The sequence below is a fragment of the Acidobacteriota bacterium genome (assembly GCA_020853395.1).
In the GTDB taxonomy this organism is placed as follows: domain Bacteria; phylum Acidobacteriota; class Vicinamibacteria; order Vicinamibacterales; family SCN-69-37; genus JADYYY01.
Genome location: JADYYY010000013.1, coordinates 21,822 through 47,283 on the forward strand (window position 1 = coordinate 21,822; position 25,462 = coordinate 47,283).

General features: G+C 69.1%; 25 protein-coding genes. 14 read left to right on the top strand and 11 right to left on the bottom strand.

Annotation, left to right across the window (positions count from 1 at the left end):
• Positions 1-41: 41 nt before the first annotated feature.
• From IT184_13275 to IT184_13295, 5 genes are all read right to left on the bottom strand, one after another.
• Positions 42-452, bottom strand: coding sequence for a cupin domain-containing protein (locus IT184_13275; protein MCC7009771.1), 411 nt, complete (start codon positions 450-452; stop codon positions 42-44).
• A 236-nt stretch (positions 453-688) separates the two neighbouring features.
• The gene (locus IT184_13280; protein ID MCC7009772.1) at positions 689-877 is read right to left on the bottom strand and encodes a DUF2892 domain-containing protein; all 189 of its coding nucleotides are present in this window, start codon (positions 875-877) and stop codon (positions 689-691) included.
• Positions 874-4,047 (bottom strand): efflux RND transporter permease subunit, encoded by a 3,174-nt coding sequence (locus tag IT184_13285; protein MCC7009773.1) that lies wholly within the window; start codon positions 4,045-4,047, stop codon positions 874-876. The genes IT184_13280 and IT184_13285 overlap by 4 nt, the downstream gene beginning before the upstream one ends.
• Positions 4,044-5,213: an efflux RND transporter periplasmic adaptor subunit gene (locus IT184_13290; GenBank protein MCC7009774.1), complete on the bottom strand. Its 1,170-nt coding sequence runs from the start codon at positions 5,211-5,213 to the stop codon at positions 4,044-4,046. Before IT184_13290 ends, IT184_13285 begins: the two co-directional genes overlap by 4 nt.
• A gap of 11 nt (positions 5,214-5,224) precedes the next feature.
• Positions 5,225-6,559 (bottom strand): TolC family protein, encoded by a 1,335-nt coding sequence (locus IT184_13295; GenBank protein MCC7009775.1) that lies wholly within the window; start codon positions 6,557-6,559, stop codon positions 5,225-5,227.
• Positions 6,560-6,724: 165 nt separating this feature from the next.
• Between IT184_13295 and IT184_13300 the strand changes: the two genes are divergently transcribed.
• Genes IT184_13300 through IT184_13310 form a run of 3 tightly spaced genes read left to right on the top strand, consistent with a single transcriptional unit; the run spans position 6,725 to position 8,008 of the window.
• Positions 6,725-7,123, top strand: coding sequence for an OsmC family protein (locus IT184_13300; GenBank protein MCC7009776.1), 399 nt, complete (start codon positions 6,725-6,727; stop codon positions 7,121-7,123).
• On the top strand, positions 7,107-7,724 hold the full coding sequence (locus IT184_13305; GenBank protein ID MCC7009777.1) for a sigma-70 family RNA polymerase sigma factor: 618 nt from the start codon (positions 7,107-7,109) through the stop codon (positions 7,722-7,724). Before IT184_13300 ends, IT184_13305 begins: the two co-directional genes overlap by 17 nt.
• Entirely contained in the window at positions 7,721-8,008 is a 288-nt protein-coding gene (locus IT184_13310) for a zf-HC2 domain-containing protein (GenBank protein MCC7009778.1), read from the top strand. Before IT184_13305 ends, IT184_13310 begins: the two co-directional genes overlap by 4 nt.
• A gap of 34 nt (positions 8,009-8,042) precedes the next feature.
• Here IT184_13310 and IT184_13315 read toward each other — a convergent pair whose 3' ends face one another.
• On the bottom strand, positions 8,043-9,155 hold the full coding sequence (locus IT184_13315; GenBank protein MCC7009779.1) for an alpha-hydroxy-acid oxidizing protein: 1,113 nt from the start codon (positions 9,153-9,155) through the stop codon (positions 8,043-8,045).
• 183 nt (positions 9,156-9,338) lie between these two features.
• On the opposite strand from IT184_13315, the gene IT184_13320 reads away from it, so the two are divergent.
• The 6 genes from IT184_13320 to IT184_13345 all read left to right on the top strand — a co-directional run bounded on the left by IT184_13320 (position 9,339) and on the right by IT184_13345 (position 14,781).
• Complete coding sequence (locus IT184_13320) at positions 9,339-9,977, top strand: hypothetical protein (protein ID MCC7009780.1); 639 nt, start codon at positions 9,339-9,341, stop codon at positions 9,975-9,977.
• A gap of 138 nt (positions 9,978-10,115) precedes the next feature.
• A complete protein-coding gene (greB, locus tag IT184_13325) occupies positions 10,116-10,718 on the top strand; it encodes a transcription elongation factor GreB (protein ID MCC7009781.1) in 603 nt (200 codons plus the stop codon).
• 165 nt (positions 10,719-10,883) lie between these two features.
• Positions 10,884-11,822 (top strand): hypothetical protein, encoded by a 939-nt coding sequence (locus tag IT184_13330; GenBank protein MCC7009782.1) that lies wholly within the window; start codon positions 10,884-10,886, stop codon positions 11,820-11,822.
• On the top strand, positions 11,819-13,057 hold the full coding sequence (locus IT184_13335) for a CDP-alcohol phosphatidyltransferase family protein (GenBank protein MCC7009783.1): 1,239 nt from the start codon (positions 11,819-11,821) through the stop codon (positions 13,055-13,057). The genes IT184_13330 and IT184_13335 overlap by 4 nt, the downstream gene beginning before the upstream one ends.
• A 22-nt stretch (positions 13,058-13,079) precedes the next feature.
• The gene (locus tag IT184_13340; GenBank protein MCC7009784.1) at positions 13,080-13,820 is read left to right on the top strand and encodes a phosphocholine cytidylyltransferase family protein; all 741 of its coding nucleotides are present in this window, start codon (positions 13,080-13,082) and stop codon (positions 13,818-13,820) included.
• 1 nt (position 13,821) lies between these two features.
• Positions 13,822-14,781 (top strand): flippase-like domain-containing protein, encoded by a 960-nt coding sequence (locus IT184_13345; protein MCC7009785.1) that lies wholly within the window; start codon positions 13,822-13,824, stop codon positions 14,779-14,781.
• A gap of 21 nt (positions 14,782-14,802) precedes the next feature.
• Here the strand turns inward: IT184_13345 and IT184_13350 are convergent, their stop codons facing one another.
• Entirely contained in the window at positions 14,803-15,786 is a 984-nt protein-coding gene (locus IT184_13350) for an endonuclease/exonuclease/phosphatase family protein (GenBank protein MCC7009786.1), read from the bottom strand.
• 118 nt (positions 15,787-15,904) lie between these two features.
• On the opposite strand from IT184_13350, the gene IT184_13355 reads away from it, so the two are divergent.
• Entirely contained in the window at positions 15,905-17,110 is a 1,206-nt protein-coding gene (locus tag IT184_13355; GenBank protein MCC7009787.1) for a lactonase family protein, read from the top strand.
• 23 nt (positions 17,111-17,133) lie between these two features.
• Here IT184_13355 and IT184_13360 read toward each other — a convergent pair whose 3' ends face one another.
• Complete coding sequence (locus IT184_13360; protein MCC7009788.1) at positions 17,134-18,525, bottom strand: glycosyltransferase family 2 protein; 1,392 nt, start codon at positions 18,523-18,525, stop codon at positions 17,134-17,136.
• 508 nt (positions 18,526-19,033) lie between these two features.
• On the opposite strand from IT184_13360, the gene katG reads away from it, so the two are divergent.
• Positions 19,034-21,277, top strand: a complete 2,244-nt coding sequence (katG, locus tag IT184_13365; GenBank protein ID MCC7009789.1) for a catalase/peroxidase HPI — start codon at positions 19,034-19,036, stop codon at positions 21,275-21,277.
• A gap of 140 nt (positions 21,278-21,417) precedes the next feature.
• Here the strand turns inward: katG and IT184_13370 are convergent, their stop codons facing one another.
• Together IT184_13370 and IT184_13375 are read right to left on the bottom strand one after the other, a co-directional pair.
• The gene (locus IT184_13370) at positions 21,418-21,648 is read right to left on the bottom strand and encodes a hypothetical protein (protein MCC7009790.1); all 231 of its coding nucleotides are present in this window, start codon (positions 21,646-21,648) and stop codon (positions 21,418-21,420) included.
• Positions 21,649-21,695: 47 nt separating this feature from the next.
• Positions 21,696-22,259, bottom strand: coding sequence for a DinB family protein (locus tag IT184_13375; GenBank protein ID MCC7009791.1), 564 nt, complete (start codon positions 22,257-22,259; stop codon positions 21,696-21,698).
• A gap of 51 nt (positions 22,260-22,310) precedes the next feature.
• Between IT184_13375 and IT184_13380 the strand changes: the two genes are divergently transcribed.
• The 3 genes from IT184_13380 to IT184_13390 are packed head-to-tail and all read left to right on the top strand — an operon-like array spanning position 22,311 to position 24,292.
• Positions 22,311-22,625: a helix-turn-helix transcriptional regulator gene (locus IT184_13380; GenBank protein MCC7009792.1), complete on the top strand. Its 315-nt coding sequence runs from the start codon at positions 22,311-22,313 to the stop codon at positions 22,623-22,625.
• Positions 22,622-23,251, top strand: a complete 630-nt coding sequence (locus IT184_13385) for a hypothetical protein (GenBank protein ID MCC7009793.1) — start codon at positions 22,622-22,624, stop codon at positions 23,249-23,251. Before IT184_13380 ends, IT184_13385 begins: the two co-directional genes overlap by 4 nt.
• 60 nt (positions 23,252-23,311) lie before the next feature.
• Positions 23,312-24,292, top strand: a complete 981-nt coding sequence (locus tag IT184_13390; protein ID MCC7009794.1) for a hypothetical protein — start codon at positions 23,312-23,314, stop codon at positions 24,290-24,292.
• Positions 24,293-24,451: 159 nt separating this feature from the next.
• Here IT184_13390 and IT184_13395 read toward each other — a convergent pair whose 3' ends face one another.
• Positions 24,452-25,345: a DUF1080 domain-containing protein gene (locus IT184_13395; protein ID MCC7009795.1), complete on the bottom strand. Its 894-nt coding sequence runs from the start codon at positions 25,343-25,345 to the stop codon at positions 24,452-24,454.
• Between the last annotated feature and the right edge of the window lie 117 nt (positions 25,346-25,462).

Genomic DNA, 25,462 nt, shown 5'->3' on the forward strand with positions numbered 1-25,462 from the left:
AACCGCAGCCGTCCTCTCCCGCGGCGGATCGCGGGCGCGACCTAGGAAGCGGCCGCGCGGCCTTCGTACTGCTCGGCGGTGACGTGCTCCAGCCAGTCCACGGGCTTGCCGTCGAGCTTCTCCTGAACCGCGATGTGCGTCATGGCGGTGGTTGGCGCCGCGCCGTGCCAGTGCTTCTCGCCAGGTGCGAACCACGCGACATCGCCGGCCCGAATCTCCTCGATGGGGCCACCCCATCGCTGCGCACGGCCGACGCCGGACGTCACGATCAGCGTTTGACCGAGCGGGTGCGTGTGCCATGCCGTGCGGGCACCGGGCTCGAACGTCACGCTTGCTCCGCCAGCGCGAGCCGGCTCTGGGGCGTCGAACAGCCGATCGATGCGAACGGCGCCCGTGAACCAGTCGGCAGGGCCTTTGGCCGAGGGCTGTGAGCCGCTTCGTTTGACGTCCATGCGTTCCCCCGTGTCTGCAGTGCGCCGACGTGGGCCGCTCGCCGCAGCGCCACGCGACGCCGAGCAAACTCCACCGGCGGTTCGTGTCGTCGAGCCTCGCCCTTCGTCGGCTCCGCGCTGCATCAGGACGGCTCGCGAGAGGCCGCGTTGGCAAGCTACCGCATCCGGCCGGCGCGCACCTCCTCATCTCATGAGGTGGAGCCGGACCTGAGTGGGGAATGATGCCCCAAAGACACTCATCCCCGCACGCCCGCGCGCCTCAGGATCGACATCATCGGGCACCAGTTCGTGAATCCCGACTGGAACAGGTTCAGGCCGACGAATGCGGTCAGCCACAGGAAATGGAGATTCACATAGACGGCCAGCAGGAGGCTCGCGATGGAGATCCCTCCGGCGATCAGCCGCAGCCAGCGTTCAACGGTCATGGGGCGACTCCTTCGTTCAGGCGGCGATGCGTGAGGTAGTACATGATCGGCACGGTCATGCGAGACAGCAGCAGCGATGCGACTTCCCCCGCCATCAGGGAAATCGCGAGGCCCTGGAAGATCGGGTCGAACAGAATGACGCCGGCGCCGACGATGACCGCCGCGGCCGTCAGCGCCATCGGCCGGAAGCGCACGGCTCCGGCGTCGACGACAGCCTCGGCGAGCGGCATGCCTTCGCGCACGCGAAGCTCGATGAAGTCGACGAGGATGATCGAGTTGCGCACGACGATCCCCGCGCCCGCGATGAAGCCGATCATCGACGTCGCCGTGAAGAACGCGCCGAGTGCGGCGTGGGCCGGCAGGATGCCGACGAGCGAGAACGGAATCGCCAGCATGATCGTCAGCGGCGTCGTGAACGACTGGAACCAGCCGACGACGAGCAGGTAGATGAGGACGAGCACGGCGGCAAAGGCAAGGCCGAGGTCGCGGAAGACCTCGTACGTGATGTGCCATTCGCCATCCCACTTCATCGCGTACCGCGTGCTGTCGTCGGGCGGCGTCGCGGTGAAGACATCGAGCGCGTAGCCTTCCGGCAGCGCGATCCGTCCGAGCGCGCGGTTCATCGCGAGAATCGCGTACACGGGACTCTCGACGTCGCCTGCGACGTCTCCAGTCACGTAGGTCACGGGCCGCAGGTTCTTGTGGTAAACGCTCTGCTCCTCTTCGTCGCGAACGGTGCGTGTCATCTCGCCGACGGCCACGGCCGTCCCGTCCTGCGGCGTCAGCCGCAGGCTCTGCACGGCGTCGAGCGAGCCGCGCTGCGCGCGCGGCAGGCGCAGCACGATCGGCACGTCCTCTCGCGCCCGCGCGTCGTGCAGCAGCCCGGCCGGCGCACCTCGACCAGCGAGCGACACGAGCGATGCGACGTCGGCCGCCGTCGTGCCCGCCATCGCGGCCTTCTCCTCGTCCACCTCCAACCGGAGCCGCGGTTGCGCGGCTTCCACGTACCAGTCGATGTCGACGACGCCAGGCGTCTGCTCGAAGATCGCGCGCACTTGCTCGGCCAGCGCCAGCCGCCGGTTCGCGTCGGGTCCGTAGACTTCGGCGACGAGCGTCTGCAGCACGGGCGGGCCCGGCGGCAGCTCGACGACCTGGAGGCGCGCCCCGAGCCCAGACGCCAAGGGGGCAAGCCGTTCGCGCAGGCGAACCGCGATCGCGTGGCTTTGCTCGCTCCGCTCGTTCCGGGCGCGCAGCATCACCTGCAGGTCGGCGAGATTCGGATCCTGCCTGAGGAAGTAGTGCCGTACGAGCCCGTTGAACGTGTAGGGCGCCGCCGTGCCGGTGTAGCTCTGCACGCTCTCGACGGCCGGATCACGGAGCGCTTCGTCCGCGAGCGCGCCGGCGACGCCAGCCGTGGCTTCGAGCGGCGATTGCTCCGGCAGCCGGACGATGACCTGCAGCTCGCTCTTGTTGTCGAACGGCAGCATCTTCACGGAGACGAGGCCGGCCGGCACGAACGCCATGACCGCCACGAGCAGGCCCGCAACGAGACCGAGAAACGCCATGCGGCGTCGAGGGTTGGCGATGAGCGTCCCCATGACGCGCCGATAGAGCCGCGTGGCGCGATCCTCCGCGGCAGGCGCATCGCCATGCGGCCTGCCGAGGAGGCGCACCGCCGCCCACGGCGTGACGACGAACGCGACGAGGAGCGAGAACGCCATCGCGGCAGACGCACCGATCGGAATCGGCCGCATGTACGGTCCCATCAGGCCGCCGACGAACGCCATCGGGAGAATGGCGGCGACGACCGTGAGCGTGGCGAGAATCGTCGGATTGCCGACCTCGTTGACAGCGGCGAGGGCGACCGGTCCCAACGAGTCGCCGGGCTTCATCGCCCGCGCATGCCGCACGATGTTCTCGACGACGACGATCGCATCGTCCACGAGGATGCCGATCGAGAAGATCAGCGCGAAGAGCGTGATGCGATTGAGCGTGTAGCCGTAGAGCGAGAAGACGAAGAGCGTCAGCGCCAGCGTGACGGGAATGGCCGCCAGCACGACGATCGACTCGCGCCGCCCGAGCACGAGCCAGATGAGCACGGACACCGAGATGACGGCGAGCAGCATGTGCCACAGCAGCTCGTTCGACTTGTGCGCCGCGGTCTCACCGTAGTTGCGAGTGATCGACACGGTGAGATCGCGCGGCAGCAGGTGCCCTCGCAGTTCGTCGATCCGATGCTCGACGGCGCGCGTCAGCGTGATCGCGTTGGCCCCCTTGCGCTTGGCGATCGACAGCGTGACGGCCGGGAACGCCTCGCCCGGCCGCGGGTGCTGTATCACGTAGCTCGCAGGCTCGCCACCGCCGTCCTCGACGGATGCGACGTCCGACAGCCGCAGCAGGGATCCTGCGCGTGACCCGATCACGAGGTTCTGTACGTCGTCGATCGACTCGATCCATCGTCCGCTGTCGACCAGCCAGGCGCGATCGTTCGAGACGATCCGGCCGGCCGGGATGCGGACGTTGGCCGCTTCCAGCGCGCGCACGACCGTGAGCGGGCCGATGCCGCGCGACGCCAGCCGGGCGGGATCGAGAGCGACGGTGATCTGCCGCGGGCGGCCGCCGATGACGGCCATCTCCGAGACATCGGTCAGCTCTTTCAGAGATTCCTGGAGTTGTCGGCCGATAGCCCGGAGCTGCAGGTCGTCGTAGGAAGGACCCCACAGCGTCAGCGTCATCACCGGCACGTCATCGATCGATCGCGCCTGCACGTGCGGCGGCGAGGCGCCAGGCGGCAGCTCGTGGGCATGGGCGCCGAGCTTCTGATTCAGGCGGACGAGCGCCTGTTCTTGGTCCTGGCCGACGAGAAAGCGGACGATGACCATCCCGCGGCCGGCTTGCGACGTCGAGTAGACGTACTCGACCCCGGGCACTTCCCAGAGCCACTGCTCGACGGGCCTCGCCACACGCTGCTCGACTTCGGTCGGTGAAGCGCCGGGCAGCTCGACGCTCACGTCGATCATCGGCACGACGATCTGGGGCTCTTCCTCGCGCGGCAGCGCGACGACGGCGAACGTTCCCAGGCCGAGCGACGCGACGATCGCGAGCGGCGTCAGCTTGGAATGCATGAAGGCCGCCGCAATCCGTCCGGCCGGGCCTCGACCGGCAGTCATCGGCCGCCCTCACGAATCTGAACCCCTTCGGACAGCGAGGCTGGGGGCTGCGCCACGACCCTGAGCCCTTCGCTCAGGCCCGCCAGCACTTCGAGGCGATCGTCGACGCGTGCGCCTGGCGAGATCGGCTGCAGACGCACACGGTCGTCATCGTCCACGACGTAAGCGAACGTCAGTTGGCCGCGGCGGACGACGGCCGATGCTGGGACGACGAGTGCCTTGCGCGGAGGGCCTTCGAACCGCGCACGGCCGAACGTGCCCGACAGAGGCCGCACCGTCGCAGGCAAATCCAGCTTCACGACGAAGCTGTGCGACGCGGGATCGACGCGCGCGATCTCGGCCACGACCGCCTCGATCCACGGCTCGTCTCGTCCGTCACGGACTTGCTGCTCGACCCGAACCGAGACGCGGCTGGGGCGTGACGTCGACACCAAGGCCGCGCGCGCTTCGTCGAGCGTCAACTCCAGGCGGACGGCCTCTGCATCTTCGAGCGTGAGAAGCCGTAGGCCCGGCGCGGCCATGTCACCGGGATCAACGGCGCGGTCCGTGATGACCCCGTCGAACGGCGCGGTCAACGACGTGTAAGTCTGGGCCGACGCGGCCTGCTCGACAGCGGCGTCAGCGGCGGCGCGCGACGCCACGGCGGCCGCCAGATTCGCTCGCGCCGAGGCCATCTGTGCCTGCGCGCCGTCGAGTGCCGCCGTCGCCTGATCGAGCTCGTGCGCCGTCGCCGATCGCTTTTCGAACAACGTCCGCATTCGATCGTGTGTCGTGCGTGCCAGCGTCACCGCCGCGTCCGCCGCCTGCACGGATCCCTCCGCTGCGCGAACGGTCTCTTCGCTCGCGCTCAAGACGGCCCGGGCCCGTGCATGGGCGGCGGCCATCTCGCGCCCTTCGAGCGTGACGAGCGGTGCGCCGCGGCGCACTCGATCGCCGGGGCGCACGTGCACCGCGACGACTGGCGCCAGAAGACGGCTGGCGATGACGGCGGTGGTCCGCGCGCGCACGATGCCGCCTGCTTCAAACGTGGACGGCAGGTCAGCAGCCTGCACGCGCACCGTGGCGATCGGGCCGGATGTCGAGGCTGCCGGTGCTGCCGGCGTCCCACTGCCGCAGCCGGCCGAGAGGACGACGAGCCCGAGGAGAGAAGGGAGAATCGGCTTCACGGGACCTCGCGTCAAGGCTGTCGTCCGAGCGCCTGCGTCAACTTCGCCGCGCTGATCAGGGCGCCCACACCGGCAGCCGTGCGTTGTGCCTCGGCATCGAGCACCGCGGTCTGCGCCCGCAGCAAGTCCGTCACGCTCGCGAGCCCTGCATCGAACCGATCGCGGACGATGCGCTCGCTCTCGCGCGCCTGGGCAACGGCCGCGCGGCCCGCTTCCATGCGTGCGAATGCGGATCGCTGTTCGATGACCGCCGTGAGGATCTCGACGTGCGCCGCCGCCCTGGCATCGTCGGCTTCGGCGGCGACTCGCGTTCGTGCGTGCGATGTCGCGCGCAGGCGCGCGCGTTCGGCCCCGCCGAGCGAGAGGTTCCAGCTCATCTCGGCGCCAACGAGCCAGGACGAAGCACGGTCGTCGAAGCGGTTGCCGCTCATCTCGACGCCGCCCTGCGCGATCACGCGCGGCAGCAGGGCCGCCCGCGCGAGCCGGCCCTCGCTTCGCGCCAGTTGCTCCAGCACGGACGCGCGGCGCAGCGCAGGGCGAGCAGCCTCCGCCTCGGCGAGCAGCGCACGAACCTCGACGGGCTCGGGCGCCGGACCTGCCTCGGCCAGGTCGACAACGTGAGGAACGCGATCGATCGGCGCGCCTGTCAGCCGATTGAGCTCGGCCCGTGCGATGGCGGCCTCGCCATCGGCCTGAATCACGCGCTGGACGAGCGCCGCAACGTGTGCGTCGAGGGCGAGCACGTCGGCGTCGGTGGCCATGCCGGCATCGCGGCGGGCGGCGGCGCGTGCACGGTCAGCACGAGCGGCTTGCAGGCCCGCATCCGCGGCGCCCCGGGTGGCGTCCGCTGCTGCGACGCGGCCGTACGTTTCTGCGACGGCAACTGCCAGCGCCCCGCGGGCCTCGTCCAGGGTCAACTGCGCAACCTCACGCGCCAGACGGGCCTGCTCGACCTCCGCGCCCAGCCGGATGTCGAATATCGGCTGCTGAATCCCGAATGAGCCGCGGTGAAAGCCGATCGCATTCGGATGAGTGAGCGCGTCGATGGCGAAGTTCTCGGCGGCGAACCGGCGGGATGCCAGGAGCGAGCTGAAAACGAACACCGGTTGATCGCCGCGCTGCCAGGATTCCGCGACCGAAACGCGGGGGAACCAGCCGGCGCGTGCTTCGGAGGCGCGCGCGCCGCGCTCGTCGACCTCGGCCTGGGAGGCGCGCAACGCGGCGTTGCGGGCGAACGCCTGCTGAGTGGCCTGGGCCAGTGTCAGGACGTCCTGGGCCCGCGCGGGCGCGGCCAGCAGCACCAGCAGCAGGCCAGCAGAAACCAGACAGGCGGCGAATTTCCCCATGCCGGTGGAGAGATGCAGGATCCGGCACGAAGGTGACAACGGCCTGCGCGCGCTGTCACTTCCGGACCGAGTCCTGCATCTCTGAGATGGAGGTGATGTCCGATGCTGCCTTTACCCCACCGTTACGTCGTCACGGCCGTTCCCGACAGAGGTGGCGAGGTGCGATTGACGACGCCCGGCGCGGGCGCCTTGGCGACGGCCGCGCCCATCGAATTCGGCGGTCCCGGCGATTTGTGGTCACCGGAGACGTTGCTCGTGGGAGCCGCGGCCGACTGTTTCGCGATCACGTTCCGAGGCGTGGCTCGGGCGTCGCAACTGGCCTGGACCGAGATGATCTGCGAGGCATCCGGCACCCTGGACCGCGCCGACGGCGTGATGCGCTTCACGCGGATCGATCTGGACGTGCGCGTGGCAGTGCCGGAAGGTGTCAGTGACGCGCTGGTGCATCGCGTGCTCGACAAGGTGAAGCGCAACTGTCTGATTACGAGCTCGCTCAATGCCGACATCCACCTTCACGCCACCATCGACGCTCGTACAATCGATGCCGATGGCTGTGCAGTCTGAACCGGCCGCGGCCGCGACCGAGGCGCGCGATCGCGACCGCGCGGAGTACGCCGCGCTCGTACGCGAAGCGGCGGCCGGGAATCGCACGGCCATGGAGCGGCTCCTGATGCGCGCGCAGGAAGTGGCGTATCGGTTCAGCGTCCTCGTCTGCGGCCATCCCGAGGACGCCGAGGACGTGATGCAGGAGGCGCTGCTCAGGACGTTCCAATACGTCCGGCGCATCGACGATCCGTCCGCGTTCCGCACGTGGCTGTACTCGACGGTGCGCAATGCCTGTCTGATGAAGCGACGGCGGCGAGCCGGAGAGCCCGCGGCGCTCGTGCCGCTCGACGCGGGCGCCCGCGGTGAGGCGGCGCCGATGGACGTGGCCGATCGGACGGCGCCGATCGACGAGCAGATGGTGCGGGCGGCCGTCGACGCGCGCCTGCGCACGGCGCTCGAGACGCTGCCACCGGCTTACCGGATCATCGTCGTCCTGCGCGAGATGGAAGGCCTGTCGACGCGCGAGGTGGCGACGATCACCGGTTACTCGGAAGCCAACGTGAAGCAGCGGCTGCATCGCGCGCGCCTGATGCTGCGCCAGCACCTGGAGGACGCATGACCGCTCCGCACGTTCCCGCCTGTCAGGAGACACTCCGGAACATCTCGGCGTACCTCGACGGCGATCTCGACGCCTCGGCGTGCGACGCGATCGAGCAACACAGCCTCGAATGTCCGGGGTGCGCGGCTCTGCTCGACGGACTCCGGAAGACCGTGGGATTGTGCAGGCAAGCGGCGAACGTCGAGCTTCCCGAAGACGTGCGCGAACGGGCGAAGGCCGCGGTTCGTCAACTGCTCGACGAGCCGGCCGCGGCACCACGATCTCGCAGCCAATCGTCCACCTGATCGTTGAAACGGCGCACCCGACCGTCGAACGTGCTCATCGGTGGAGCGTCGCGCGCCGGATGTCGGCCAACGTGGCACATCCGCTCAGCGCCATGCAGATCTCCAGTTCCTCGCGTAGGAACGTGACGACGTGCGCGACGCCGAGCGCGCCGGCGACGGCGAGCGCGTACACCTGCAGGCGTCCGATCAGGACGGCATCCGCCCCGAGGGCCAGTGCCTTGAACACGTCCATGCCGGAGCGGATGCCGCTGTCGAAGAGCACCGGGTAGTCGTCGCCCACCGCGGCGCGAACTTCCGGCAGCATCGCCAAGCTCGCCGGTGCGCCGTCCAGCCCGCGCCCTCCATGATTGGACACGACGATGCCGGCGATGCCGGCGTCCCGAAGCGCGCGGGCATCGTCCACATGCAGGACGCCTTTCACCCACAGCGGCAGCGGCGTCTCTGCACGCAGCCACTCGAGATCGCGCCACGTCGCGGCGCGGCGCATGTAGCCGTGCAACACCCGGCTCTCGCCGCGCGCGAGATCGTGTGCGGGTACCGGGCCGTAGCCGGCCAGATTCGGCGTCGTGCAGGCGGCGGGCATTTGAAACCCTGCACGCTGCGCATCGAGGCTTGGAACCTGCACCGGTGCGTCGACGGTCAGCACGATCGCGCGGTAGCCTGCGGCTTGCGCGCGCCGGATCAAGTCGGCGGTCGCGGCGCGATCGGGCTGCGCGTAGAGTTGAAACCAGTGGCCCGTGCCGCCGGCACCGGCGATGTCTTCCAGCGTGTAGTTCGACAGGGTGCTGACCACCATGCAGGTGCGCGTCGCGGCGGCCGCCCGCGCGCTCTCGAGCTCACCTTGGGGGTGTGCCAGCTTCTGATGGGCCACCGGCGCAAGCAGGATCGGATGCAGGTGTTCGTCGCCACCGAGCATCAGCCGCGTGTGGCCGTGCGCGACTTCGGCGAGCACGCGCGGACACACCGTCCAGGCGCCGAGTTCGCGCCGGTTCGCCGCCGTCGTCACACCTTCAGCGCTGCCGCCGGCGATGTACTCGAAGAAGGGTGTGCGCAGGAATCGCGGTGCAAGGCGCTCGTAATCCTGCGCGCACTTGATGTCCGGCGGGATCGATGGTCCAGAGGCTTCCGCGGTGAGCGAGTCGGTCATGCCGGAAAACCCCGTGACAACGCCTGCCAGAGTAGGGCACGGCGGGCGCGGCAGGCAAGGTGTCGGCGCCGCCGCTCCGGCTGGCCTTGGGGCACAATGGCCGCAGCGCACGGCCGAGGCTGGCTCTCGTGGTGACACGGGCCACGCTCGACCGCGCTGCGGACGGCGAGATCCGTTGACGACATGAGGCCTCGGGCGGCGATCACCTGGCTGATGCTGTGCGCGATCGAAACGGCCGACACGGCGCACGCACAGGGCGCCGGCGACTGCCGGCTGCCGCAGCCGCCCAGCGTCGGCATCGCCGTGGGCAAGTCGTCTCCGTACCTCGAGTTGCCGGCCGATGTCGTGGAGGACGACGGCGGATCCGGCAGCGTGCACGCAGGAACCCACGTGGCTGGCCGTGCGGACCTGCCTCTCGTGGGGCCGCTGCGTCTGCGAATCGAAGGCGCGACGGCGCGGTGGGATGTCCGCCGCACGCGCTACGACCCCGGTGCGGGGTATCGCGTGACCGACGACCGGTCGATCGGTTCGATGTCGGCGCGCCATCTCGTGGCGCTCATCGGCATCCGGACCGGATGGCCGCCGGTGTGCGCGCGCGTGTCCGCGGGCGGCGGGCTGTACACGATCGCGTATCGGAACGCCGCGCTGCACCGTCCCGGCGTGAGCCTTTCTGCCGGCATCGAGGCGCCTGCCGGGCCGCACGGCGTAATCCAGGCGGACGCGGTCTTGCACGTGATCAGGACCGGCGACGGCTACCCGATCACGAGCTTCGCCGATGTTCCGACGCTGAGCCTGCTCGTCGGCTGGGCCTACCGTTTCTGACGGGTGCGCAATGCGCGCTGCCCGCAGTTCGTGATCGCTCAGTTGGCATTGCCGCTCAGGCGATTACCAGCGTTGCCTCGTGTACAAAGGAGATGTGGAACTGCCGGAGGGCGGCAGGTGTCGGGCAGGAGCGCTGCGATGCGAACGAAGAGACCGCTGAGAGAACCGGTGCGCGAGCCGCCGGGCCCGGCGCTGAAGAACTACATCACGCCGGCGGGGCTGCAGCGGCTGAAGGATGAACATCGCTTTCTCATGACCCGCGAACGGCCGGCCGTGACGGCGGTCGTGGCGTGGGCGGCCGGCAACGGCGACCGCAGCGAGAACGCCGACTACCAGTACGGCAAACGCCGTCTGCGCCAGATCGATTCGCGGATCCGGTTTCTGACGAAGCGGATCGACGCGGCCGAGGTCGTCGACCCGGCGGCGCCGCGACCGGCGTCGGCCGCCGCCCGCGTGTTCTTCGGCGCTACCGTCACCTACCGGGACGCCGGCGGCGTCGAGCACGTCGTCCGCATCGTCGGCATCGACGAAGTCGACGTGCACCGGCGGTACATCAGTTGGCGGTCGCCGTTGGCGCACGCGCTCATGAAGGCCAGTCCGGGCGACCGCGTCGTCCTGCGCGCGCCGACGAAGACCGAACACCTCGAGGTCCTCGACGTCGAGTACCTGCCGATTCCGATGGATCCCTTTCGCGAACCTCCGGGAGCCGAAGCGGCGCCAAGGTCGGCCGACGAGGCCTGAGAGGAGCGCCTGCCTTCCCGCGCTCGTTGGGAGCAGCACGCCCGGCTCCTCTTCGCGGTTATCCCGGTATCCCCGGAGAAGTCCGCGCCGTGGCGCCGTCATGCCCCTGGAACCTGACCGTCCTTTCTCGCCGCGCTGGGCTCGCGTCTTGCAATTCGGATGGGCATGGCGGCCTCGCCTCCGACCATCGTCGCGCTCCTTGGCGCAGTGCTCGCCGGCATGGCCGCGGCCAGCCATCCCGAAGCATCTCCTTCGGTCGTCGAGCAGCGCTATGTGCTGAACGCGAGCATCCGCCCGATGCTCCTCTTCTGGATCGGGCGTGATGCCGTCGGCGAAGCCAGAATCACCTGGCAGACTGCCGGCGCCGAGCAGACGATCGAGCTGCTCGTGGGTACCGATCCGGAGCGCGCGCCGCGACAGATCAACCGTTGGGGATACGTCAAGGAAACGGTTTCGAACGGCGAGGCGGAGGTCATCGGCTTGATGACGGCTTCGGACGAACAGAGCCTCGACGAGGCCAAGTCGGAAGTCGATCGGCGCCGATCGAGCGGCGGGACGACCTTCAAAGGCGTGCAGACCACGATGTCGTCCGATCATGCCGTCACGAGGTCGGCGACGCTCACGATGGACGCGCGGGTGTCGTACCGGCAGCTCGATGCGGTGTTGAGCGCGCTTCGAGAGCGCGCGGCGACGCCGCGACCCCTGGATCGGCCGGCGGGCGTCGCGCCGGGTTTTCTGTTCGCGATGACGTCGCTCATCGAGCGCAGCCTTGGACCGTGCCGGACGTCGTCCGGCTCGCGCGCGCGTGTCGAGCCCGTGGCCTACCTCTACAATCGGGCGCTCTACGACGCGTCGCTCCTGTCCTGTTCGTACCAGCCTGCATTCCGGACGAAGACCGGCACGTTTCGCGACGTCATCGATGGGCGCTTCGAGGTGCGGAATCGACGGACGGGCGACGACACGAAGTTCCGGATCGCGTATCTCGCGTCGGGACCGTCGAGCGGGCGTCCGGTTCGCGCGGTGTTTCGCCCGCGGTGGTGGCTCGAGGCGGAGCTGCTGCTCGAGTCGTCGTCGACCGGCGACGCGACGGAGGCCGCGCGATGACGGCCCCGCGAGCGCTCGTGATCGTCGGAGCCGCCGCGGCGCGGATTGGATCGCTGGCCGTCTGGGAGCGCGCCGTGCTCGTCGCGCACCGCGTGGGCCTCTCGCCCGTGACCGTCTGGTCGGCCGCACCCTCGTCGTCGAGCGCGCTCGCCAGGCGCGGCGTTCCGTTCACCGCGGATCACTCGGCCGCCGGCCCGTTCGGCGCGCTCGTGGCCGGGCCCGTCATCGTCATCGGACCCGACGTCGTGGTCGATGCTGCCTCGCTCATTGCGCTCTCGACCGACGCCGAACGCGGCGACCGCTCGCAGGCCATCGCCGTGAACGACTCCGGCGTTCCGGTTCTGCTGTGTCTCCCCACTGCAGCCGTCGCGGTCGTGCGGACGTGTGAGTCGCTGGCGGCCGCGGCCGAGCGGCTGGCCGCGACCGGGTCGCTCCGCCTGCTGCCGATCGACAGCTTCACCCGTCGTCTGTCGGACGGGACCGCCGCGCGGCTCGAGCGCGACCTCGTGCGACACCTCAACGGTGGCAGCCGCGAGAGCTTCTTCACGAAGATCATCCGGCGCTTCTCCGTGCCGCTCTCGATTCGGCTCGCGCGTCTCGACGTCCGGCCGTCACAGGTCACGCTGGCCGGGCTGGTGGTGGCGGTGCTCTCCGCCTGGTGCATCAGCCGGGGGCGCTACCTGCCCGGGCTCGCGGGCGCGCTGCTCTATTACGCGAGCATGGTGCTCGACTGCTCGGACGGCGAGGTCGCGCGGCTCTCGGTGCGCGACTCCGATTTCGGCGCGTGGTTCGAGACGGTCGTCGACTACGCCACGTACGTGCTGCTGCTCGCCGCGTTGGCGATCGCGGTCCGCACCGACACGGGCCGATCGGTCTTCGAGACCGCGGCGTTCGTCGCAGCCATCGGATCGCTGGTCGTGGCGGTCGTGACGCTCTATCTGCGCCATCGCGTCGCTGCGGCCGATCCCGGCCGGTTCGACGATTCGTCCGCCGCCGCGCTGACGTCGGCCGGGGCCGTTCAGCGGTTCGCCCGATGGGGACGGCAATGGATCAAACGGAGTACGATCGCGCACCTCGTGGTGGTGCTGGCGATCGTCAACCAGTTGAAGGCGCTGCTCGTCCTTTGGGCGTTCGGCGCGACGCTCGGCGGCGTCATCATCATCGCCGTGGCCCCGTTTCTCGTCCGGCGGGTCTCGGTGAGGCGCGAAACGGTGCGCGATGTCGGCGCGTCCTGAGGTGAGCGGGAACGGAGCAGCCGTGAGCGTGACGAAAGCCATCATCCTGGCCGCCGGCGTGGGCAGCCGGCTGCGGCCTCTCACGAACGATCGGCCCAAGTGCCTGCTCGAGGTGGGTGGCCGCACCCTGCTCGAACGTCAACTGGCGGCCCTCGAGTCGGCGGGCGTGAACGACGTCGTCGTGGTGGTGGGGTACCAGGCCGCCGCGATTCGTGAGTCGCTCGGGCCGCACGTGCGATACGTGGAGAACGATCGGTACGAAGCCACGAACAGCCTGTTCTCGCTCTGGCTCGCCAGGAAGGAGCTGGTTGGCGGCGCGGTGATCCTGAACTCCGACGTGCTCGCCGCGCCGCAGCTCTATCGCCAGTTGCTCGACACGCCGGACCCTGATGCCATCCTCGTCGAGGTCGGAACGACGTTCGAGGCCGAGGACATGAAGGTGGAGCTGCGAGGCCGTCAGATCGTCGATTTCAGCAAGGTCCTGCCGCCGGCGCGCGCGCACGCGCACAACGTGGGCATGGCGAAGTTCAGCGACGGCGCCGAGCGGCTCGTGGGATGTCTCGACAAGCTCGTGGCCGCCAACCACGAGAACGACTGGGCGCCGGCCGCGTACAAGGCGTTCGCCAGCCAATGGCCGCTGATTGCCGTCCCGACGAACGGGCTGCCATGGATCGAGATCGACTTCGTCGGGGATCTCCGCCGCGCGCGCATCGAGATCGAGCCGGCCATCGCGAGGCTCGAGCGCGACCTCGTTCGCCAGTGACGTGACCGCGTCCATTCCGCGCTGGGCCGTTCCGCTCGTCGCCGCAGGCGGCGCGGCTTTGCTGGCAGCGCTCGTCGTTCACCTCGGGCCGTCGGTGATTGCCCGCCAGCTCGCTGGCCTCGCCCCCATCCTGCCGATCGTGCTCGCGCTCGGCGCCATCAAGTACGGGCTGCAGACGATCGGGTGGAGGCTCGTGCTCCGCCCTGCCGAGCGTCCGCCGTGGTCCGACGCGATTTGCGCGACGATTGCCGGCGATGCCGTCGGCTACCTGACCTGGGCCGGACCGTTCTCCAGCGAGCCGACCCGGGCGGTGCTCACGCGGCATCTCGTGCCCGTCGGCGCCAGCGTGGCCGCCGGCGCCGCGGAACGCTTCATGTACAGCCTGACGTCCGCGCTGCTGATCGTGGCGGTGCCGGCCGTGCTCGCTCTGCGCCGTCATCCCACGTGGCAGCCGGTGGCCTGGACGGCATCGTGCCTGCTGGTTCTGTCGGGATGGTGGCTGTGGACTCGCCGCCACGAACGGCCGCCGCGCGCTTCCCGATCGTGGGGCCGGCCGCTCGACGCCGTCCGGACGTTCTGGCGCGAGCATCACGGCGTCGCACCCGTGCTCGGGGTGCTCTGTCTCGGACAACACGCCACGCTCGTGCTCGAAGCGTACGTGATGCTCAACGCGCTCGGTGCTCTCCCGACCATCGGCGCGGCCCTCGTCTTCGAGGTCGTCAGCAAGCTCGTGAACACCGCCGGCAGCGCCGTGCCGGGGCGGATCGGCATCTCGGAAGGGGGCTCGGCGCTTCTGGCCCGCGCGCTCGGCTACGAAGCCAGCCTGGGGTTGAGCCTGGCGCTCATGCGCCGAGTCCGGGCCGCGATCTGGACGGCGGTCGGCCTGCTCATGCTCGTCGTGCAGGAACGGCGCGCGCGCCGTACGTCTGATGGGGAGCCGACGAGCCGTCGTGCGTCATGAGTCGCGACGTACGACGCCGACCTACCGAAGGGACGCCACCACGGTCGACGTCGCGAACTCCGCCACGAGCGGCAAGTGATCGGACGCGCGGCCGCCGTCGATCACGCGTCCGCCGAGCGCGGTGATGTTCCGCGAGAAGATCCAGTCGAGCGGCACCCGATGGTGGATCGATGTCCGGCGGGGAGCGTCGATCGTCCCGAGCGCGTCGACGAACCCTTCCTTCGTCAGGCAGCGCACGATCGGGGAGTCGTGGGGCATCGAGAGCGTGTTGAAGTCGCCGGCGAAAACCACCGGAACCTCGAGCGCGACGGCCGTCGACCGATCCGCCAGCATCTCGTCGATCTGCTTGTGCCGGAACCTGTCGTCCTTCGCGCTCTCGATGTGCGCGTTGTAGAAGACGATGCCGGCCGTGGCGACGCGGAGCGCGATGCGCCCGCCCCGGCGCGGCTGGAACGGGTCGAGCTTCCATCGGAGATCCGCCTGGTTCTTGAAGCGGAGCGCGACGGCGTCGTCGATCGGATACCGGCTGAGCACGGCCTGGCCGGTCAGCGCCGGCACGTTGCCCTTCGATTCGCCGATCTCCTGGAACTCGCCCGCGAACACCCAGTTCATGCCCAGGTCCGCGGCGAGGTCGGCCGCGACGTTCCTGTACTTCGACCGCCGGACACCGTGGTCGGCTTCCTGCAGCAGGTAGACGTCGGCGTCAGCCGCGACGAGCACGTCGCGGATCTCTTCGTACCGCGTGCCCCTCGCGATGTTCCAGGAGACGACGGTCAGCGGCCGCTCGTGGGCCGGCCCGTGCACCACGCGCGACGGTTCGCCGACGACCGCGTGCAGGCGCTCGCCGTCGAGTAATGGGTCAGTAGCGAATCCGGCCAGCCGGACGAGCCCGAACAGCGTGAGGAGCGTACGCAGAAGTCCCTGCCTCGACAGCCTCGAACGCTGCAGACGAACCGGACCGAGCCGCTGAGCTGTCGGGATCGAGTGTACGGCCTCGTCGCGCACTCGGCAACGTCCACCCGTCCGAGCGTCCCAGGGAGCGCGGGGCCACAAGAGAGCGTCGAGGCGGCGCGATGCACGGCATCCGCATTCGCACGTAGAATCCCCCCGAGGGAGCCAGTCCATGAAGACGACGCGACGGACGTTTCTGGTGACGGCGGCGTGGGCCCCGGCGATAATGCGCGCGGCGCAGGCCTCGGCGCAGGGGGGCGAACGGCTGGTCTACGTCGGCACCTACACGAACAACAACGCCGGCAGCAAAGGCATCTACGCCTTTCGATTCAACCCTTCGACCGGTCAGGCCACGGCGCTGGGCGTCGCGGCCGAGACCGACAGCCCGAGCTGGTTGGCGCTCCACCCGAACGGGCGATTCCTGTATGCGGCCAACGAGCTGCCGCCGCCGGAGGCGGGCGGTCCCGACGGCGCGATTACGGCGTTCTCGATCAACGCCACGTCGGGCGCGCTGACTCAGATCAGCCGATCGAAAACGAACGGCCGCGCGCCGGCGCACATGCTGGTCGATCGCTCGGGCAAGTGGGCGATCGCGGGCAACTACGGCGACGGCCCAGGTGCGATCGGCACGTCCATCGTCGTCTTTCCGATCGGATCGGACGGAAGGCTGCCGGATGCGCCGGCCCAGCTCGTGCCGCACACGCCGAGACCGAAGAAGGTCGATCCCAATGCCGCTCCCGGCGCCGCCAATCCGCCCACCTCGCATCCGCACTGCGTGCTGATGTCGCCCGACAACAAGTTCCTGGTCGTGGCAGAGAAGGGGTGGGATCAGATCGTCGTCTACACGTTCGATGCGGCCAGCGGAATGCTCACGCCGAACACGCCGCCGGCCGTGGATGCGACGAAGCTCAGGGCCGCGCCGCGGCATCTGGCGTTCCACCCGAACGGGAAGTACCTGTACGTGTGCTATGAAGCGGGCCGCGCCGTCTCGACGTTCGCGTGGGATGCGGCCAGCGGCTCGCTGACGGCGCTCGACACGCACGACACGCTGCCGCCCGATGCGCCGCGGACGGGGTCGTGCGGCGAGATCGAGGTTCATCCCGACGGGAAGCATCTCTACGTCTCCAACCGCGGGCACAACAGCCTGGCGCTCTTCGCCATCGATCAGGCCAACGGAACGCTCGCGCCGCAGGGCCACTTTCCGGCCGGCGGCACGCCTCGGAACTTCAAGATCGATCCGACCGGCGACTGGGTCATCACCGAAGGCCAGAACGTGCACAAGTCGTTCGTCCAGAGGATCGACCGCGCGAGCGGGAAGCTGACGATGACCGACGTCACGCTGGACGCGCCGGCGCCGGTCTGCATCGTGTTCGTGTAGCGGCCGGTCGGGCTCAATCAGGTCTACGGGTCAACGGCGGGAACGTCGAGACCCGAGATGGGGCGGGCGTCGCGCACGGCCAGGGTGGCGTCTGCCTCACGCGGCGCGCGGCCGTCCGCCGGCTGGGTGTCGTCGGCCTCGGCTTCGCGTGTCGCGTCCGATTCCGTCGTCCAACCGACGCGGATCAGCGGAAGCCCGAGCGTGCGAGCGTCGCCGGGAGCGGGAAAGGGATCGCAGATCCAGACGATCGCCGAACGGCCGCTTCGTGGCACCGTCACGGGCATGCGGAACGACCAGCCGTCGAGCGTCACCTGGTCGGCCGGGATGCGTTCGCCATTGTGAAAGAAGCGGACCGCGGCGCTCTCGCCGAGCCTGCGGATGGGCGCACATTCGATCGTCGCGACGTAGCGGCCCGGCCGCAGTGTGCCGCATGCGACCGCGACCGCTTCGGACCAGCGAAACGTCACGCCCGCCCACACCTCCGGCTGATGCGCGCCGGCGACCGCCACGGTGCCGGGATCCCCCGGCGTCCAGCGCAGGCGATCGGCGACTCGAGCCATGCGCCGCCGTGAGGCGTTGCGCTCGGCGGCGTGTCGAAGGCGGCGGCCGCGGATGAGCGCCGTCGTGTACGTCTGAAACGCCCCGCGCGTCTGTTCGAGGGTGCCGAAGCGGTTCGCCCACGCGACCACGGCTCTTGCCCGCCATCGTTCGATCGCCGCGGCGGCGCGGTCGAAGCCGGTGCCGACGAGCGCGGCGGGAAGCCACTGCACGATGCGAGGCGCGCGTTGGTGGCGCTCTTCGCGCCGCTCGGCGTTCGGTCCGTGAGCGTCGCGCAGCGCCGACGCGACGATCGCGCGGGCGATGTGCCGATCCCAGTTGGCGTGAGCCTCCCATTCCGGGGGCGTTTCGATCAGCTCGTCGCCGGGCCGATTCCGCGGCCGCCCGAGGAAGGCCGCCTCACCGTCGATGAAGTCGCACGTGAACTCGCGCAACACGCCGATGTGTCCGCTGTACTGATGGCGGAGCCGAATCTCCGGCACATGGCCGATCGTGAAGCCGCGGGCGTGATAGCGTGCGGCGAGGACCCACTCGGCGAAGTGGCCGTACTCGGCGGGGAATCCACCGGTCTCGACATAGGCCGTCCGCCGCGTGACGAAGCACTGATCGAGGATCTTGCGCCAGGGGTGCTCGGTCATCCCGTACGCGATATCGGCCTCGTACATGTCGGCCTCGACGACCGACAGGCGGTTCGACGTGACCCGCTCCGACGTGCAGGAGAACGCGCTCCACTCCGGGTGGGCGGCGAGCACGTCTCGGCACTTCGCGAGGACGTCGGGCGTCGGCCAGACGTGCGACTCCGTGAAGAAGAGCACCTCGCCTCGCGCGGCGGAAGCGCCTTCGGCCGAGAGCGCCATGTCATGAGCCGCCGTCGAACGCAGCACCTGGTCGTGCAGAGCGAGGCGGGCGCGAAGCGCGACGAGATGCCGCCGCCGAAAGCCGGGCGGGACGACGAGGATGAGCTCGTAGGTGGTGCGGTCGATTCGTTGGTCCGACCACGCCGCGATGCAGTCCTCCGCCCTGCCGCGATGGAACTCGAGCGGGATGATGACCGAGAAGAGGATCGGCGGAGCGTCAGTCAGCAGACACGCCCTTTCAGGCAGCCGTCGCGTGGGAGCCGCCTCAACGGCGAGCCGTTGACCAAGACGTCGTGAGACGTGATCGCGCGCACTCCTGTGGCCCCTGCTCGACTCCTGAGGGACGATGTCACCGTCGCCGCCAGGTTGGCAAGCACGTCGTGGCGGCCCATCTCCACGTCTCTGCGCGGAGGGATGACACGGGCATCTCGCGTGGCCGATCCGATTGGGATTGGGAAGACGGCCGCGATCGATCTAGATTGCTGGAGAACACGAAGGAGAGGACTGCATGTCTGGTCAAGACGGATTCGACGAGAAGAACACCACGGCGAGTGTCAGTGAGAGCGAGAACCCGGCCATCCCGTCGCCCACCCCCAAGCGCGGACGGCCCAGGACGAACAAGGACTGGTGGCCGAACCAACTGGATCTGTCGATCCTGCACCAGCACTCGTCGCTGTCGAACCCGATGGGCGAAGGCTTCGACTACGCCGAGGCGTTCAAGAGCCTCGACGTCGAAGCGCTGAAACGCGATCTCGTCCAGTTGATGACGACCTCGCAGGACTGGTGGCCCGCCGACTACGGGCACTACGGCCCGCTGTTCATCCGCATGACGTGGCATTCGGCCGGTACCTACCGGATCGCCGACGGCCGGGGCGGCGGCGGCGCGGGCGCGCAGCGCTTCGCTCCACTCAACAGTTGGCCAGACAACGCGAACCTCGACAAGGCGCGCCGGCTGCTCTGGCCCATCAAGCAGAAGTACGGCCGCGCGCTCTCCTGGGCCGATCTGCTCATGTTCGCCGGCAACGTTGCGCTGGAATCGATGGGCTTCGAGACGTTCGGCTTCGCCTTCGGGCGCCGCGACATCTGGGAGCCGGAGGAGATCTTCTGGGGGCCTGAAGACACGTGGCTCGGCGACGAACGTCATGCCGACGATGGGCAGATCCACGGTCCGTTCGGCGCGGACCACATGGGCCTGATCTACGTGAACCCGGAAGGACCCGGCGGCAAGCCGGACCCGCAGCTCGCCGCGCGCTACATCCGCGAGACGTTCCGCCGCATGGCGATGAACGACGAGGAAACCGTCGCGCTCATCGTCGGCGGGCACACGTTCGGCAAGACGCACGGCGCGGCGGTCGCGGTCGATTACGTCGGCCCCGAACCCGAAGCCGCGTCTCTCGAGGAGCAAGGCCTCGGCTGGAAGAACCGATTCGGCCACGGCTGTGGCGCGGACACGGTTACGAGCGGTCTCGAGGGCGCCTGGACCGACGAGCCGACGAAGTGGGACAACGGGTTTCTCGACAACCTGTACAAGTACGAGTGGGAGCTGACGACGAGCCCGGGCGGCGCGAAGCAGTGGGCGCCGCGCAATCCGGAGGCGCGGGGAACGGTGCCGGACGCGCACGATCCGTCGAGGCGGCACGCTCCGATGATGCTGACGACGGACCTGGCGCTGAGGGTGGATCCGAGCTACGGACGGATCACGAAGCGGTTTCACGAGCACCCGGACGAGCTGGCCGACGCCTTCGCCCGGGCATGGTTCAAGCTGCTGCATCGCGACATGGGCCCGCGCGCGCGGTATCTCGGTCCCTGGGTGCCCGAGCCGCAGGTGTGGCAGGATTCGATGCCCGCTGCCGACGGCGAGCCGATCGGAAGCGAGGACGTCGCCGGCCTGAAGCAGCGGATCCTCGCGTCGGGCCTGTCGATCTCGCGGCTGGTGTCGACGGCGTGGGCGGCGGCGGCGAGCTTCCGCGGCACCGACAAGCGCGGCGGCGCCAACGGCGGGCGAATCCGCCTCGCGCCGCAGAAGGACTGGGAGGTGAACGAGCCCGCCGAGCTGGCGAAGGTCCTCGCGGTCCTCGAGCGAATCCAGCAGGACTTCAACCGCAGCCGACACGGAGGCAGGTCTGTTTCGCTGGCCGACCTGGTCGTGCTGGGCGGGTGCGCGGCGGTCGAGCAGGCGGCGAAGCAGGGTGGAGTCGATATCGCCGTGCCGTTCACTCCAGGCCGCACCGACGCCTCGCAGGAGCAAACGGACGTGGAGTCGTTCGGCGTCCTCGAGCCGAGGTACGACGGCTTCCGCAACTACGTCAAGGCCGGCGAAGAGCTGCCGCCAGAGACGTTGATGCTCGAGCGCGCCTACATGCTGACGCTCACCGCGCCCGAGATGACGGCGCTCGCCGGCGGGCTGCGTGCGCTCGACGTCAACGTCGGAAAGTCGCGTCACGGCGTGTTCACCGATCGGCCGGGGACGCTGACGAACGACTTCTTCGTGAACCTGCTCGACATGCGCACCGCATGGGCGCCGTCGGGCAAGGGCGCGCACCTCTACGAAGGCCGGGACCGCGCCACCGGTGCCCTCAAGTGGACGGCCACGTCGGTCGACCTCGTCTTCGGGGCGAACTCACAGCTTCGCGCCGTCGCGGAGGTCTACGCCTGCGCCGATGCGAAGGAGAAGTTCGTTCGCGACTTCGTGGCGGCGTGGAACAAGGTGATGAACCTGGATCGCTTCGACCTCGCACCGGCGGCGCGATGAGGTGACGCGTTGGGCGCTCGTGGCGTCGCGCGAGCGTGCGCGGCGCCGCGAGGCCAACGCCGCGCGTCTATCGTCGTCCTCCACGCCGGGGATCTCATCGATGACGCTCGGAGCCCTACATGGCTGCCGATCCGAGCCGATCATTCCGTCAGGAACGTGGACTCGATTCCAGCGCGATGCGCGCGCTGACGGTGGCCGTCCGGAGCAGGCAAGATGCTCGGGCAGGTCGGGCCGTTCGTGCTCCGGTGGTCGTCGTCGTACGCTGCGGCCAACCATAACGCCGCGGTGTGTCCGAGTCCAAGAAGCACGTCACGCGCCGGCTGCGACAGGACCAGCGAGACGCCGGAGATGACGGCGATCGCGGTGCCCATCGGGACGTAGGCGCGAACTCGCCAGATTCCTGCGTTGTCCGCTCCGTCTATCGGCCTGCTGCCGGACGTGCGCTCGGAGGAAGGAGGCCGTTCAGCCGCAGATAGCCGGCCGCGGTCGAGTAGTGATCCGCCCAATCGGTCGCGATCGTGACGAGCACGCCGCCTCGCGACATGCCGGTCGGCCGGCCGAACAGCGCAGCCTCCTCCCCAAGCGAGGCATCCTTCAACTCGCCGAGCGCCGACTTGCAGTAGTCGAACGATTGCCGCAGCAATGGCGTGAGCGGCTCCTTCGTCAGGATCTGGTTCAGCGTCCCGAGCCGCTCGGGCCCCATCGGCGCCGGCAGGGACGTGAGCGCCGAGCACAAGGCCACGTTGGTCTGCGCCACGTGCGCCATCAGTTGACCGAACGTCATCTGCGCGGGCGTCGGGCGGTACTCGTATCGGTCGGCCGGCATGAGAGCGGCGGAGTCGATCAGGTTCTTCGAGTCGCGTTCGAGAACGGCGCGCACCGCGTCGACGACGGGGTTCGACGAGGGCGCGAACACCTGGGCGCCCGTGCCTTCGCCCGCCATCAGCGCGCCGGCGAGGACAACTGTCGTGAGAGCCTTCATGAGACCTCCCTGGCTGTGTTGTATCGATATATGATATATCTTGTTTCGGACATGCCGCGCAAGTCGAAACACGGTCCGGCGAACGATCCCGAGCTGCTGATCCTGGCCAGCCTGGCATCAGGTCCGAAGCACGGCTACGCCGTGATGGCCGACATCGAGCAGTTCGCGAACGTGCGCGTGGGGCCGGGCACGCTCTACACGGCGATCACGCGGCTGGTCGAACGCCGGCTGATTGCCCCCGCCGGGGAAATCGGACGCCAGCGGCCCTACAAGCTCACCGCCGCGGGCGCGACGTTCCTGAAAGCGCAGCTCGACGACATGCGTCGCGTCGCATCGATCGGGCTCGGGCGGCTGAGGCTGGCATGAAGGTCCCCCGCTCGTTCCTCGCCATTCTGCTGCGGCTCTACCCGAAGGCCTGGCGTCAGCAGTACGGAGACGAGTTGCTGGAGCTGCTCGAGCGGCGGCCGCTTAGCCTGTCGGCGATCCTGGACGTTCTGCGGGCGGCGCTCTGGCAGCGGATGCGTGCCGTGGCGCCGTCGACGTTGCTGGGCGTCGCGTGCCTGCTGCTGATCGGCGCCGGAGTGATCGTGACGCCGACCGCCTACGGACAGACGTCGTGGGGATTGGTGCGGGCGTCGAACATGACGTTCCCGCCGATCAAGATCGTGTTCTTCGAGTCGGAGCTGTTCGCGCTGTTGCTGGTCGGCTGCGGATGCTGGACGCAGCTCGCGCGGGGCACAGGGCCCGCCAGGGCGGCGATGTGGATGACGATCGTCGCCGGGTTGCCGGTGCTCGTCGGCGGCGTGCTGATCGGCTTGGGCGTCCTCGACGCTGCGTTTCCGTTGTCGACCGGCCAGCTCGGCTCGCCGTCGCCGTGGGCCATGGTGCTCGCGCCGTTCGTGAGGGCGCCGGAATCCGCGATCTGGGGAGCGATCGGCGGCCGCCTGGGCCGCTGGATCGCACGAAGGCGAGGCTCGCCAGTCTCTGCGTGAACGTCGTCCTTCGGCCAAGGGGCCGGAAGCATATACTGCCTCCTCATGAGGAGAGCGTTCATGAATCGACGTCAGTTCCTGATGGGTGGGGCGGCGGCCGGCACGGCTGTCATCGCCACACGAGGGGCTTCGGCCGCGGCCCAGGCGCCGGCCGGCGGTGGTCAGGGGCAAGCGACCGGGCGCGGGCGTGGACGTGGTGCGAACGTTCCGGCCGAGAAGCTCGCACGCGTCTCCCTGATGACGCTCAACTTCAACGCGATGCTCAAGCTGCCGTGGGCGGCCAACGCGCGTCCGACGCAGACCCTCGATCTGCTGGATCTGCCGCAGTACTACATGGATCAGTACCGCGTGCCGAACATGGAGTTTCAGACCGATCACCTCGCGCAGGATCCCGAGCGGGCGCTGCCCGACGCGGAGTTCTTCAAGCAGATGCGCGCGAAGCTGGACGCCGCCAAGGTCTCCGCCTCGCAGATCAATCTCGAGATCGGCGGGATGGGCAACCTCGAGGGCGAGGCGCGCGAGGCCTGGCTGACGCGGGCCCGCAAGTGGACGGACCTTTCGCCGATTCTCGGCGTCACGCGACTGATGGTGATCCAGGACGGGTTGGCCGAGGACACCAAGGCCAACTGCATCGCCGCCTGGAAATCGCTCGCCGACTACGCTCGCCCGAAGGGCATTAGGATCTCCGCCGAGACGCGCGGCGGCGGAGGCGGCGGGCGGCGGGGCGGTGCGGCGCCCGCGGCTCCACCGGCGCGACCGGCGTGGATGCTGCTCGAAGAAGTGATCGAAGCCTCTGGCGGCTACTCGAACGTCGACCTCGGCGGCGTCGGCGCGGCCAACCAGCAGGAGCTCCACGAGTGCATCAAGGCGATGTTCCCCAGGTCGTCGGGCAACATGCACATCAAGTCGAGCCCCTACTGGGACATCGGAACGGCGATCCGTTTCACCGAGTCGCTCGGCTACAAGGGCCTGTACTCGATCGAAGTCAATCCCGAACCCGCCATCGGTATCGTCTACAACACGGTTCTCGCGAACCTGTGACGACCGGCTGGCGCTCGTGCCGCACGAACCGCCGCGGTGCCGGGCCGCAAGTCGAAGTGCCGGCCACGGCCGTCTCGCTCAGCCAGCAGTCTCTCGGCATGGACGTGGACTTCGCGTCGAGGCCGCCGCACCACGTCGAGCGACGCGGACGCAGCGCCGCTATGACGGGGATCGCTCGACGAGTCCGGCCGGGATCGCGGTGATCGGCGTCACCTCGATGTTGCGGTAGAAGACTTCCGAGCCCTCCGACTGAATCTGGATCTTCCCGCTCATCAGCGGTCTCGTCGCGCCGTTCTCGTAGAGCCTGGTGTTGTAGACGGCCAGCACGACCTGACCGTTGACGAGGTGCACGGCCGTCTGCCCGACGGTGTAGATCTCGAGCGTGATCCAGTCCGTCTCGGGATTCTTGAAGCTCGGCAGCCGCGCCACGCGGCCGCCCGAATTCGGCACCGCCTTCTCGCGGCTGAACGTTCGCCTCTGTCCCTTCGGATCGTAGACGAAGACCTTGCCGTCGGCGGACGGAGACGACGGGACGTCGGCCACGCAGCCGAGGATGGTGATGAGATCGGCGGTCAGACCGGGCATCACCTGGTACTCGAACGAGCGCATCCAGAAGTCGCCATCCAGGCCGTGCTCGCCGCCGGCATGGTAGAGCACGCCGCTGTCGGCCACTGCCCGGTTCCAGGGATTGCCCGTTCCCCATTTCATCTGCAGCCTGAGGTGGTAGTTCTCGTACGAGTTCACCGTCGAGACGCCGCCGCCGATCACGCCGGAGATGCGGATGACCGGTCCGCCGTCCACCTGCGCCACGCTGAACACGTGGTCGGGATCCTTGTTGAGGCCGGTCGCGGTTCCGGGCATCTTCTGCCCCTTCGCATCCATCTTCGGCCCGAGGTACACGTCCCAGCCGGTGAGGTCCTTGCCGTTGAAGAGCGGCGTCCACTGGCCGGCTTTGAGCGTCGTGACGGCCTGCCGCGCCGTGAGCGGCGCATGGCTCAGCGACAGACCTGACAGGACCAGCGCAGCGATGACGGGTTTCAGCGACAGCCGCATGGCAAACCATCCCTTCCGGAAGAACCGTCCCCGGCCGAGGCCGGGAGGCCAGACTGACGAACAGCGGATGACAGAGCATAAACGATCCGGCGCCAAGTGCCTTCGATGGCACCACCG